At 71.6% G+C, this 11603-nt stretch carries 12 protein-coding genes and 1 pseudogene; 9 read left to right on the top strand and 4 right to left on the bottom strand.

Annotated elements, in window-relative coordinates:
• A pseudogene (locus tag C1I97_RS41605) lies at positions 1 to 136 on the top strand (ATP-binding protein); the annotation flags it as partial.
• Between the two features lie 169 nt (positions 137 to 305).
• Here C1I97_RS41605 and C1I97_RS20990 read toward each other — a convergent pair.
• Entirely contained in the window at positions 306 to 1844 is a 1539-nt protein-coding gene (locus tag C1I97_RS20990; RefSeq protein WP_111004767.1) for a peptide MFS transporter, read from the bottom strand.
• Between the two features lie 515 nt (positions 1845 to 2359).
• Between C1I97_RS20990 and C1I97_RS20985 the strand changes: the two genes are divergently transcribed.
• From C1I97_RS20985 to C1I97_RS20975, 3 genes are all read left to right on the top strand, one after another.
• A complete protein-coding gene (locus C1I97_RS20985; protein ID WP_111004766.1) occupies positions 2360 to 3037 on the top strand; it encodes a response regulator transcription factor in 678 nt (225 codons plus the stop codon).
• 64 nt (positions 3038 to 3101) lie between these two features.
• Positions 3102 to 4370 (top strand): ATP-binding protein, encoded by a 1269-nt coding sequence (locus C1I97_RS20980; protein WP_111004765.1) that lies wholly within the window; start codon positions 3102 to 3104, stop codon positions 4368 to 4370.
• A gap of 202 nt (positions 4371 to 4572) precedes the next feature.
• On the top strand, positions 4573 to 5037 hold the full coding sequence (locus tag C1I97_RS20975) for a GNAT family N-acetyltransferase (protein ID WP_258382666.1): 465 nt from the start codon (positions 4573 to 4575) through the stop codon (positions 5035 to 5037).
• A 111-nt stretch (positions 5038 to 5148) separates the two neighbouring features.
• Here C1I97_RS20975 and C1I97_RS20970 read toward each other — a convergent pair whose 3' ends face one another.
• On the bottom strand, positions 5149 to 5694 hold the full coding sequence (locus C1I97_RS20970; protein ID WP_111004764.1) for a GtrA family protein: 546 nt from the start codon (positions 5692 to 5694) through the stop codon (positions 5149 to 5151).
• A 243-nt stretch (positions 5695 to 5937) separates the two neighbouring features.
• On the opposite strand from C1I97_RS20970, the gene C1I97_RS20965 reads away from it, so the two are divergent.
• From C1I97_RS20965 to C1I97_RS20955, 3 genes are read left to right on the top strand one after another with little or no spacing between them, the layout of a single operon-like run.
• Complete coding sequence (locus C1I97_RS20965; protein WP_111004768.1) at positions 5938 to 7077, top strand: 5-(carboxyamino)imidazole ribonucleotide synthase; 1140 nt, start codon at positions 5938 to 5940, stop codon at positions 7075 to 7077.
• Positions 7074 to 7613, top strand: coding sequence for a 5-(carboxyamino)imidazole ribonucleotide mutase (gene purE / locus C1I97_RS20960; RefSeq protein ID WP_073949603.1), 540 nt, complete (start codon positions 7074 to 7076; stop codon positions 7611 to 7613). The genes C1I97_RS20965 and purE overlap by 4 nt, the downstream gene beginning before the upstream one ends.
• 5 nt (positions 7614 to 7618) lie before the next feature.
• Positions 7619 to 8797: a dipeptidase gene (locus C1I97_RS20955; protein ID WP_111004763.1), complete on the top strand. Its 1179-nt coding sequence runs from the start codon at positions 7619 to 7621 to the stop codon at positions 8795 to 8797.
• A 44-nt stretch (positions 8798 to 8841) separates the two neighbouring features.
• Here C1I97_RS20955 and C1I97_RS20950 read toward each other — a convergent pair whose 3' ends face one another.
• Positions 8842 to 9201 (bottom strand): VOC family protein, encoded by a 360-nt coding sequence (locus tag C1I97_RS20950; RefSeq protein WP_111004762.1) that lies wholly within the window; start codon positions 9199 to 9201, stop codon positions 8842 to 8844.
• A 115-nt stretch (positions 9202 to 9316) separates the two neighbouring features.
• On the opposite strand from C1I97_RS20950, the gene C1I97_RS20945 reads away from it, so the two are divergent.
• Complete coding sequence (locus C1I97_RS20945) at positions 9317 to 9823, top strand: CGNR zinc finger domain-containing protein (RefSeq protein ID WP_111004761.1); 507 nt, start codon at positions 9317 to 9319, stop codon at positions 9821 to 9823.
• Positions 9824 to 9931: 108 nt separating this feature from the next.
• Here the strand turns inward: C1I97_RS20945 and C1I97_RS20940 are convergent, their stop codons facing one another.
• On the bottom strand, positions 9932 to 11275 hold the full coding sequence (locus tag C1I97_RS20940; protein WP_111004760.1) for a UDP-glucose dehydrogenase family protein: 1344 nt from the start codon (positions 11273 to 11275) through the stop codon (positions 9932 to 9934).
• A gap of 186 nt (positions 11276 to 11461) precedes the next feature.
• Between C1I97_RS20940 and C1I97_RS20935 the strand changes: the two genes are divergently transcribed.
• The coding region (locus C1I97_RS20935; protein ID WP_146608250.1) for an acyl-CoA dehydrogenase family protein at positions 11462 to 11603 on the top strand (142 nt) is incomplete at its 3' end.

The following is an 11603-nucleotide window of genomic DNA, read 5'->3' as shown; positions in this document are numbered from 1 at the left end:
CACCCCGCACCGCGCCGGCCGCCCCGGCGGCCACGGCATGTTCATCGTCCAGCGACTGTGCCTGGACTGGGGGGTCGTACGCCTCCCGGGTGTCACGGGCAAGAGGGTGTGGGCCGAGCTGGGGGCGCCGGCCTGAGCCGGCCGGGTCCCCGGGACCTCTTCCGCCTCCGCCGCGCGTGCCCACGGGCCGTACGACTCCGGTCGGGAACTTCGAGGAACCCCGCAGGCGCCGCTCGAACGCCGAAGGGCCACCGCATCCCCGGATGCGGTGGCCCTTCGGCGTTCCGGCCGGACCGGCCGGGTCCTCAGCGCACGTCGCCCATCAGGGCCTTGACCTTCCGGCGGTACATGTAGACCGCGAAGCCGGCGAGGGCGGCGAGGACGGCCTCCACGGCGACCGCTCCCGTGCCGCTGAGGTCGACCCCGGCCACGGCGGGGTTGGACAGCAGACCGGTGATGGAGTCGCCCGCGGTGACCGCGAGGAACCACACGCCCATCATCTGGCTGGCGTACTTCGCCGGGGCCATCTTGGTCGTCACCGACAGGCCGACCGGGGAGAGGCACAGCTCGCCGACCGTCTGGATCAGGTAGATGCCCACCAGCCACATCGGGCTGACCACTGCGTCGCCCGTGGTCATGCCCAGCGGCAGCAGGAAGAAGAAGAACGAGACGCCGATGAAGAACAGGGCGGCCGCGAACTTCGCGACGGTGCTCGGCTCCTTGCCCTTGCGGTTCAGCCACAGCCAGAACCAGGCGAAGACCGGGGCCAGGGCCATGATGAACACCGGGTTCAGCGACTGGTACCAGGAGGACGGGAAGGCGAAGCCCAGCAGCGAGCCGGAGGTCCTGGTCTCACCGAACGCCTGGACCGTGGAACCGCCCTGGTCGTAGATCATCCAGAAGACGGCGGCCGCGACGAAGAACCAGATGTAGCCGGTCATCCTGGACTGCTCGACGTCCGACAGCTCCTTGTCCCGCTTGATGCGCAGCAGGACGCCGGCCGGGATGACCAGGCCGATCACGGTGAGCGGGATCATCGCCCAGTTCAGGGTGAAGTGGCCGGTGAAGCCGACGATGCCGTAGAAGACGGCGGCGACGGCGAGCCAGGTCAGACCCTTGCGCAGCCAGGAGGCGCGCTCCGCGGCGTCCAGCGGCTTGGGGACGACGCTGCTCTGCGGGTTCAGGTTCCTGGTGCCGATGAGGAAGGCCGCGAGGCCGATCGCCATGCCCACGGCGGCGAGGCCGAAGCCCAGGTGCCAGCTGACCTGCTGGCCGACGGTGCCGATGATCAGCGGCGCGAAGAAGGCACCCATGTTGATGCCCATGTAGAAGATCGTGAAGCCACCGTCGCGGCGCGGGTCGTCCGGGCCGTCGTAGAGGTGGCCGACCATGGTGGAGATGTTGGCCTTCAGCAGGCCGGAGCCGAGCGCGACCAGCGCCAGACCGGCGAAGAAGGGCGCCTGCCCGCCGGGCAGCGCCAGCACCGCGTGACCCGCCATGATCGTCACGGCGGCGATCGTCACCGTCCTGCGGGGACCCCAGACGCGGTCGCCCAGCCACCCGCCGGGCATGGCGAGCAGGTACACCATCGACAGGTAGACGGAGTAGATCGCGGTGGTGGTGGCCAGATCCATGCCGAGCCCGCCGCCCATGCTCCCCTTCTTGGCGTCGGGGCCGCCGGAGAGCAGGTAGACGACGAGAAGGGCGCGCATGCCGTAGAAGCTGAAGCGCTCCCACATCTCGGTCATGAAGAGGGTGGCCAGGCCGCGGGGGTGGCCGAAGAAGGTCTTCTCGGACCCGGGGGTGCCCGGATGGACCGAGTCCTTCGTCAGGCTGGACGCCATGGTCGTTCCTTGCTGGTCGGGACGCGCTCCGGTCAGTGGACACGCGCCCGGTGGGGGGCGGCCGGCACCGGCGGGGCCGAGGTCCACCCCACGCCCAAGGGGAGCCCGCTCCGGGTCACGAAGCGGCGGACGGCGGCCACCGGGATCCACACCTCCGCCGTGTTGACACGCGTAGAGGCCCGGCCCTAGGTCATTTCCTTCCGGGCCGGCCAGGGCCGGCCCGGCACGCAAAAAGGACCCTCAGCGTCGGAATGAGCGCCGAAGGTCCGCTGCGTGCTACAGGCGTTCAACTCACCATACGGCACGACAGTGCCTGATATGGAAGGACTTGAGACGCGGATCACAGGGATCTGGGGGCCCCTGCCCGACCTTTCCAAGGTCCATGCGGAGTCCCGTCAAGGATCACATTCCGCGCCTGTTGGTCCGTACCACCGGACGGGAAAGTAAGAGGCCCGCGCGACGATCACACCGCAGCACCACCCCGGCAGACGGCGTGGGCGGACTACCATCAGTGCATGACCCGTGTACTGCTCGCCGAGGACGACGCGTCCATCTCGGAGCCGTTGGCCCGCGCACTGCGCCGGGAAGGTTACGAGGTCGAGGTGCGTGAGGACGGACCCACCGCGCTCGACGCCGGAACGCAGGGCGGTGTCGACCTGGTCGTGCTGGACCTCGGGCTGCCCGGCATGGACGGCCTGGAGGTCGCCCGCCGGCTGCGCTCCGACGGCCACACGGTGCCCATTCTGATCCTGACCGCGCGCGCCGACGAGGTGGACACCGTCGTCGGTCTCGACGCGGGCGCCGACGACTACGTCACCAAGCCCTTCCGGCTCGCCGAACTGCTCGCCCGCGTCCGGGCCCTGCTCCGGCGCGGCGCCACCGAGCCGCAGCAGCCGCCCGCCACACACGGTGTGCGCATCGACGTCGAGTCCCACCGAGCCTGGATGGGCGACGAGGAGCTGCAGCTCACCGCCAAGGAGTTCGACCTGCTCCGGGTGCTGGTGCGGGACGCGGGGCGGGTCGTCACCCGCGACCAGCTGATGCGCGAGGTCTGGGACACCACCTGGTGGTCGTCGACCAAGACCCTCGACATGCACATCTCCTGGCTGCGCAAGAAACTCGGCGACGACGCGGCGAACCCCCGCTACATCGCGACCGTACGAGGCGTCGGCTTCCGCTTCGAGAAGAGCTGAGCCCCGCCAAGCCGAGCCCGCCAAGCCGAGCCCCGCCGCCCGGGCCTTCGTCAGGTAAGAGGACATGCGCCGTCGACTGATCCAGTCCACGCTCGCCGTGGTGCTCGTCGTGATCGCCGTCTTCGGTCTCTCCCTGGTGATCGTCGAGACCCGCACGATCAGCAACAGCGCCCAGGAGCGGGTCGACTCCGAGGCGGTCAGGCTGGCCAGCATCGTCGACAGCCGGCTGCTCGGCTCGGAGACCGTCAACGCCGAGGTCCTGCGCGACCAGGTGGCCGACGGCCAGTACGCCGTGATCGGCATCCCCGGGCAGCGGCCCATCGAGGTCGGCGGTAAACCGTCCGGCGACGTGATCCACTCCACGGCCACGGGCGAGCAGGGCGAGACCGTCCGGGTGGAGGAGCCCCGCTCGTCGGTGACCCGCGAGGTCGGCCGCACGCTGCTGATCATCGGCCTGGTCGCGCTGCTCGCGGTGGTGGCCGCGGTGCTGCTCGCGGTCCGCCAGGCCAACCGGCTCGCCTCCCCGCTGACCGACCTCGCCGAGACCGCCGAGCGCCTCGGCTCCGGCGACCCGCGCCCCCGTCACAAGCGCTACGGCGTCCCCGAGCTGGACCGGGTCGCGGACGTGCTCGACGCCTCCGCCGAGCGCATCGCCCGGATGCTGACCGCCGAGCGGCGCCTGGCCGCCGACGCCTCCCACCAGCTGCGTACGCCGCTGACCGCGCTGTCCATGCGCCTGGAGGAGATCACCCTCACCGACGACCCGGACACGGTGAAGGAGGAGGCGAACGTCGCCCTCACCCAGGTCGAGCGGCTGACCGACGTGGTGGACCGCCTGCTGACCAACGCCCGCGACCCGCGCACCGGCTCCGCCGTCTCCTTCGACCTCGACGAGGTCATCCAGCAGCAGATCGCCGAGTGGCGTCCCGCCTACCGCAGCGCCGGCCGCGCCATCGTCAGCTCCGGCAAGCGGCACCTGCACGCCGTGGGCACGCCGGGCGCGGTCGCCCAGGTGCTGGCCGCGCTGATCGAGAACTCCCTCATGCACGGCGGCGGCACGGTCGCGCTGCGCACCCGCGTGACCGGCAACCAGGCGGTCGTGGAGGTCACCGACGAGGGCACCGGCGTCCCCGCCGACCTGGGCGCCCGCATTTTCGAGCGCACGATCAGCGGCCGCAACTCCACGGGCATCGGCCTCGCCGTCGCCCGCGACCTCGCCGAGGCCGACGGCGGCCGTCTGGAACTCCTCCAGGCCCAGCCCCCGGTCTTCGGCCTGTTCCTCTCCCGCACGGCGCTGAAGAAGCAGACGGACCAGCAGCCGACGGTACGCTGACCCGCGCGGAGGACACCGGCGGAGGACACCGGCGAAAGACACTGGTGCAAGGCGCCGGCGAAAGACACCGGCGAAAGACACTCCACGCACCGGCGGCGAACGGGGGCGGCATGGACGGGCACACTTCGGCCGACGAGGAGCTGACGACCGCCCGGCTGTCCCTGCGGCGCCCGACGGCGGACGACGTCGACGCGTCCTCGCGATCCACAGCGACCCCGCCGCGTGCGCCCACAATCCCTCCGACGCCCTCACCGGGCGGACGGAGGCCGAACGGCTCCACCAGCGCTGGGACGACCAGTGGCGGCGCCACGGCTACGGACACTGGGCGGTCCGGCGGCATGGCGAGGCCCGCACGCTGGGCTTCTGCGGGGTCAAGCCCATGGACCTGGCAGGCCTGCGGATCCTCGACCTCTTCTACCGCTTCGCCCCCGCAGCCTGGGGCCGAGGACTGGCCGGTGAGGCCGCGACGGCGGTCGTGACCTGGGCGGGCCGACGGGTGCCGCGGCTCCCCGTGGTCGCCCGGATCCGTCCGGCCAACACCGCCTCCCGGCACGTGGCGCTGCGGGCCGGCCTGGTCCGGGCCGCACACCTCGACCGCCCCGGCGAGGACGGCCTCGACTGGATCTTCGCGACGAACCTCCCCGGCGGCGGGGGCGGGAGCCGCTGAGCAGCCTTGGTGAAGTCCGGCGCGATACCGCGCCCCGCAAGGGGCGCGGGGAACTGCGCGCTCAGCCCCTGCCGGCCCGCAGGTTCACCACCGTGCTTTCCAGCGGAGCGCTCAGCGGAAGGCCCGCGACCGCGGCTTCCCCGACTCGGCCTGCAGGAACGACTCCGCGCCCGCCACGGCCCCCCGGGCCGGCAGGGTGCGGAACACCCAGGTGCGGTAGGACCAGAAGCGGAACAGGGTGGCGATGCCGATGCCGAGGAACTTGAAGAAGTTGTTCTGCAGCGGGCTGTTCCAGCCGAAACCGTACGTCGCCAGGTACAGCACACCGTTCTCGATCACCAGGCCGGCCGCGCTGAACAGCAGGAACAGGGTCATTTCCCTGGTGCGGCCGCTCCTGTCGCGGTCCCGGTAGGTGAAGTAACGGAAGCCGATGTAGTTGAAGACGATCGCGACGACCGTCGCGATGACACTCGCGCGCACCACCTGCAGACCGGTCACCTGCCGTACCAGGTTGAACACGAGCAGGTTGACGAGGAGTCCCGCTCCGCCCACCGCGCCGAACTTGGCGACCTCGCGCCACAGCCGGTCCACGCGCCTGCGCAGCGCGCCGCGGCGTGCCGGGGGCGCCGGTTGAAGCCCTGAGGAACCATGGCCCATGGTCGTGCAGGCCCCCGTCTCGGTCGGTGTCTCAATCGGTCTCGTCGACTCCGCCATGCTAACCAGCGCTCCGGGCCCGCGCCCGTGGACGGGCTTCCGGCCGGGGAACCGGTCGGAAAGAGCCCCGGAAATGGCAGGAAAGAGCTGCCGGAACAACCGGCGGGAGCACCGGTGCGCAGGCCGGTGCGGGCTCCGGCGGGCGCGGAATCCGGCCGGGCCGGTGCGGCCGATACCCTGGGGGGCGTGACATTCCCGGTTGTCGGCATGGTCGGCGGTGGCCAGCTCGCTCGTATGACGCACGAGGCGGGCATTCCGCTGGGCATCAGGTTCAAGCTCCTCAGTGACACTCCCCAGGACTCCGCGGCACAGGTCGTGAGCGACGTCGTCGTCGGCGACTACCGCGACCTGGAGACGCTGCGCGCGTTCGCGCGGGGCTGCGACGTGATCACCTTCGATCACGAACACGTCCCCACCGAGCACCTACGGGCCCTGGAGGCGGACGGCATCCCCGTGCGCCCCGGCCCCGACGCGCTCGTGCACGCCCAGGACAAGGGCGTGATGCGCGCGAAGCTCGACGCGATCGGCGTGCCCTGTCCGCGGCACCGGATCGTGACCGATCCGCAGGACGTGGCCGCGTTCGCGGCGGAGGGCGAGGGCTTCCCCGTCGTCCTGAAGACCGTCCGCGGCGGCTACGACGGCAAGGGCGTGTGGGTGGTGGACTCCGCCGAGGAGGCCGCCGAACCCTTCCGCGCCGGCGTCCCCGTCCTCGCCGAGGAGAAGGTCGACTTCGTCCGGGAGCTGGCCGCCAACGTCGTCCGCTCCCCGCACGGCCAGGCCGTCGCCTACCCGGTCGTGGAGTCGCGGCAGGTGAACGGCGTGTGCGACACGGTCATCGCGCCCGCCCCCGACCTGGACGAGGACCTCGCCCTGCGGGCCGAGGAGATGGCGCTGCGCATCGCCAAGGAACTCGGCGTCGTCGGCCACCTCGCCGTGGAGCTGTTCCAGACCCGCGACGGCCGCATCCTCGTCAACGAACTGGCGATGCGCCCGCACAACTCCGGCCACTGGTCCATGGACGGCGCGATCACCTCCCAGTTCGCCAACCACGTCCGCGCGGTCCTCGACCTGCCGCTGGGCGACCCCCGCCCCCGCGCGAAGTGGACGGTCATGGTGAACGTCCTGGGCGGCGACTACCCCGACATGTACTCCGCGTACCTGCACTGCATGGCCCGGGACCCCCAGCTGAAGATCCACATGTACGGCAAGGACGTGAAGCCCGGCCGCAAGGTCGGCCACGTCAACACCTACGGCGACGATCTGGACGACGTGCTGGAGCGCGCCCGTCACGCAGCCGGCTACCTGAGAGGCACCATCACCGAATGAGCCAGAGCAGCCCTGTCGTGGGCATCGTCATGGGGTCGGACTCCGACTGGCCCGTCATGGAGGCCGCCGCCGAGGCACTCGACGAGTTCGAGATCGCCTACGAGGTCGACGTCGTCTCCGCGCACCGCATGCCGCGCGAGATGATCGCGTACGGCGAACAGGCGGCCGAGCGCGGGCTGAAGGCGATCATCGCGGGCGCGGGCGGCGCCGCCCACCTGCCCGGCATGCTCGCCTCCGTCACCCCGCTGCCGGTGATCGGCGTGCCCGTCCCGCTGAAGTACCTGGACGGCATGGACTCGCTGCTGTCGATCGTGCAGATGCCGGCCGGAGTGCCCGTGGCGACCGTGTCCGTCGGCGGTGCCCGCAACGCCGGCCTGCTCGCCGCCCGGATGCTCGCCGCGCACGACGGGGAACTGCTCGGCCGGATGCGGGAGTTCCAGCAGGAACTCAACGAGCAGGCCACCGAGAAGGGCAAGCGGCTGCGCGCCAAGGTCGAGGGCGCGGCCGGCGGCTTCGGCTTCAACTCCGGGAAGTGACGCCGATGACGGCACGAGAGGAAGCCCGGGAGCTGCTGCGCCAGTTCCCGGTCGTCGACGGCCACAACGACCTGCCCTGGGCGCTGCGCGAACAGGTCCGCTACGATCTCGACGCCCGCGACATCGCCACCCACCAGGGCGCCCATCTGCACACCGACATCCCGCGCCTGCGCGAGGGCGGCGTCGGCGCCCAGTTCTGGTCGGTGTACGTCCGCGCGGACCTGCCCGACCCGGTGCCGGCGACGCTGGAGCAGATCGACTGCGTACGGCAGCTGCTCGCCCGCCATCCGGCCGACCTGGCCCCCGCGCTGACGGCCGCCGACATGGAGACGGCGCGGGAGCAGGGCCGTATCGCCTCGCTCATGGGCGCCGAGGGCGGCCACTCCATCGCCGGCTCCCTCGGCACGCTCCGGGGGCTGTACGCGCTCGGCGTGCGCTACATGACCCTCACCCACAACGACAACGTGCCGTGGGCGGACTCGGCGACGGACGAGCCGGGCGTGGGCGGCCTGTCGGCCTTCGGCCGCGAGGTGGTCCGCGAGATGAACCGCCTGGGCATGCTGGTCGACCTCTCCCACGTGGCCGCCACGACCATGCGGGACGCGCTGGACACCACCGGCGCGCCGGTGATCTTCTCCCACTCCTCCGCACGGGCCGTGTGCGACCACCCCCGCAACATCCCGGACGACGTGCTGGAGCGGCTGCCCGCCAACGGCGGGGTGGCGATGGTGACGTTCGTCCCGAAGTTCGTCCTCCAGGCCGCCGTCGACTGGACGGCCGCGGCCGACGAGCACCTGCGCGCCCACGGCTTCCACCACCTCGACACCACCGCCGAGGCGATGAGGGTCCACCGCGCCTTCGAGGAGGCGAACCCGCGCCCCGTCGCCACCGTGGCCACGGTCGCCGACCACCTCGACCACATGCGCGAGGTCGCCGGCGTCGACCACCTCGGCATCGGCGGCGACTACGACGGCACGGCCTTCACCCCCGAGGGCCTGAACGACGTCTCCGGCTACCCGAACCTGATCGCGGAACTCCTGGACCGCGGCTGGTCGAAAACCGACCTGGCCAAGCTGACCTGGCAGAACGCGGTACGGGTCCTGGGCGCCGCCGAGGACGTCGCCCGCGACCTGCAGGCCACGCGCGGCCCGTCCAACGCGACGATCGAGCGACTGGACGGCTGAGAGTTGTTACGGCTGCTCGGGTTCGGCGTACCGCCGCGACGCGCTCAGCAGGCGCACAGGCAGAACGGGTGTCCGGCCGGGTCGGCGTAGACCCGGAAGCTGCGCGTCCGGTCCGTCGCGTCCAGCGGGCGCGCGCCGAGCGCCAGGACACCCTTCTCCGCCGCGTCCAGGTCCTCGACGACCAAATCCAGGTGGAACTGGAGCGAGCCGTCCGCGGCGGGCCACTTCGGCGGTACGTGGTCCGGTGCCTCCTGGAACGCCAGCGCCGGCCCGCCCGGCACCTTCAGGTCCACCCACTCGCCCTCGTCCTTCACGGTCCCGCCGAGCACCTTGGCGTAGAAGCCGGCGAGCGCGCGCGGGTCGGGGCAGTCCAGGACGACGACACCCAGCTTGGCGAGAGCCATGACTTCCTCCTCGTGTGAGGGTTACCCGTTGTGGGCAGACACCCGGTAACCGTTACCCCATGCTCCCGTATGGCCGGTAACGGCGCAACCGAATTCGCGAGGTACCGTCGCTGACATGAGTGAGAGATCGGCCGCGCCAGGGAGCCTGGCTCTGGTCGAGGCCCTGGTGAACACGCTGGACATCGAGACGGGCGCCGACTCCCTCGGCACGGCGGACGGCCGGGCACGCCTCGGGATCGGCGAGGCGGAACTGCCGCGGGCGCGCGAGCTGCGCGAGTCGCTGCGGGCCACCCTGCTCGCCCACGCCGGTCACCCCCCGCACCACGAGGTGACACCGCTCGGCGAGCTGCTCGCGCAGGCCCCGCTGCTGGTGGCCGTCGACGACCGGGACGGCTCCGCGACGCTTGCCCCCGCCGATGCGAGCCCCCTGCTCTCCCGGATCGCGGCCGCCGTGGCGGAGGCGCTCGTCGCGGGCACCTGGACCCGGCTGAAGGCCTGCGAGGCGGACACCTGCCACTGGGCGTACTACGACCGCAGCCCGGCCGGCCGGCGCCGCTGGTGCTCCATGCAGGTGTGTGGTGCGCGCGCGAAGATGCGCCGCTACCGGGCCAAGGAGGGGTGATCCACGGGGGTTTCTTCCGCATGCCCCGGACCGGTGGTGCAGAATGCGTGAGGACGCCGGTTCGGCCGACTGAGCCTCGGCCGAACCGGCGTCCTCCGTCACGTCCCGCTACGCGGTCGGCCGCCCCATCGCCCGGTACGTCCACCCGGCCCGCCGCCACTGCTCCGGGTCCAGCGCGTTGCGCCCGTCCAGGATCACCCGGGCCGCCACGGCCTCGCCCAGCTCCGCCGGGTCCAGCTCGCGGAACTCCCGCCACTCGGTCAGGTGCAGCACCACGTCCGCGCCCCGCACGGCCTCCAGCGCGCTGCCGGCGTACCCGAGCGTGGGGAACACCCGCCGGGCGTTGTCCAGGCCCTTGGGGTCGTACACCGTCACCTGGCCGCCCTGCAGGTGGATCTGCCCGGCGACGTTGAGCGCGGGGGAGTCCCGCACGTCGTCCGAGTCCGGCTTGAACGTGGCGCCGAGCACCGCGACCCGCCTGCCCAGGAACGGACCGCCGCCCAGCGCCTGCCGGGCCAGCTCCACCATCTGCCCGCGCTGGCGCATGTTGATCGAGTCGATCTCGCGCAGGAACGTCAGCGCCTGGTCGGCGCCCAGCTCACCCGCGCGCGCCATGAACGCCCGGATGTCCTTGGGCAGGCAGCCGCCGCCGAAGCCGATCCCGGCGCGCAGGAACTTCTTCCCGATCCGGTCGTCGTACCCGATGGCCTCGGCCAGCTTCGCGACGTCGCCGCCCGCGGCCTCGCACACCTCGGCCATGGCGTTGATGAAGGAGATCTTCGTGGCGAGAAAGGAGTTCGCGGCGGTCTTCACCAGCTCCGCGGTCGGGAAGTCGGTGACCACGAAGGGGGAGCCCTCGGCGATCGGCGTGGCGTACACCTCGCGCAGCAGCTTCTCCGCCCGCTCGCTGCGCACGCCGACCACGATCCGGTCCGGGCGCAGCGTGTCCTGCACGGCGAAGCCCTCGCGCAGGAACTCCGGGTTCCAGGCCAGCTCCACGTCCTCGCCCGCGGGTGCGAGCTCGGCGATCGTACGGGCCAGGCGGTCCGCGGAGCCGACGGGCACCGTCGACTTGCCGACGACCAGGGCGGGGCCGGTCAGGTGCGGGGCGAGGGAGGCGATCGCGGAGTCGACGTAGCTCATGTCGCAGGCGTACTCGCCGTGCTTCTGCGGGGTGTTCACGCAGACGAAGTGGACGTCGCCGAACGCGGCCGCCTCCGCGAAGTCCGTCGTGAACCGCAGCCGGCCGGTCGAGCCCTCGATCCCGGCCACGTGCCGGCGCAGCAGCTCATCAAGACCGGGCTCGTACATCGGGACCTCGCCCCGGCGCAGCGTCTCGATCTTCTCCGGGACGACGTCCAGCCCCAGCACCTCGAAACCGAGCTCGGCCATGGCCGCGGCGTGCGTCGCGCCGAGATAGCCGGTGCCGATCACGGTGATCTTGAGGCTCATGGATGCTCCAGGAGGGACGATGGTCATGCGGTGCCCGAGCATATCGGGGGCATGCGCAAGGCCTTCGCCGGGCAATGTCCTCGCTGTCGCCGAACTCACGTATCACCGAGCGTGGGCGGGCCGCTAAAATTTGAGTTACTTAACGGTAGTTAGCGTCAGTGTGCGTCTTCTTTGGAGTGAGAGACCTTGGCCGGATCGGCTGACTTCGACCTGTACCGCCCGTCCGAGGAGCACGACATGCTCCGCGACGCCGTCCGCTCGCTGGCCGAGGCGAAGATCGCGCCGTACGCCGCCGCGGTGGACGAGGAGGCCCGCTTCCCGCAGGAGG

The sequence above is a fragment of the Streptomyces sp. NTH33 genome, from assembly GCF_003236365.1.
GTDB lineage: Bacteria > Actinomycetota > Actinomycetes > Streptomycetales > Streptomycetaceae > Streptomyces.
Note: the sequence above shows the minus strand (reverse complement) of the source record. Positions and strands in the feature narration are given on the sequence as shown.

Coding starts and splice junctions, on each gene's coding strand:
- C1I97_RS20990 (WP_111004767.1), bottom strand. CDS start 1,844: ATGGCGTCCAGCCTGACGAAGGACTCGGTCCATCCGGGCACCCCCGGG.
- C1I97_RS20985 (WP_111004766.1), top strand. CDS start 2,360: ATGACCCGTGTACTGCTCGCCGAGGACGACGCGTCCATCTCGGAGCCG.
- C1I97_RS20980 (WP_111004765.1), top strand. CDS start 3,102: ATGCGCCGTCGACTGATCCAGTCCACGCTCGCCGTGGTGCTCGTCGTG.
- C1I97_RS20970 (WP_111004764.1), bottom strand. CDS start 5,694: ATGGGCCATGGTTCCTCAGGGCTTCAACCGGCGCCCCCGGCACGCCGC.
- purE (WP_073949603.1), top strand. CDS start 7,074: ATGAGCCAGAGCAGCCCTGTCGTGGGCATCGTCATGGGGTCGGACTCC.
- C1I97_RS20955 (WP_111004763.1), top strand. CDS start 7,619: ATGACGGCACGAGAGGAAGCCCGGGAGCTGCTGCGCCAGTTCCCGGTC.
- C1I97_RS20950 (WP_111004762.1), bottom strand. CDS start 9,201: ATGGCTCTCGCCAAGCTGGGTGTCGTCGTCCTGGACTGCCCCGACCCG.
- C1I97_RS20945 (WP_111004761.1), top strand. CDS start 9,317: ATGAGTGAGAGATCGGCCGCGCCAGGGAGCCTGGCTCTGGTCGAGGCC.
- C1I97_RS20940 (WP_111004760.1), bottom strand. CDS start 11,275: ATGAGCCTCAAGATCACCGTGATCGGCACCGGCTATCTCGGCGCGACG.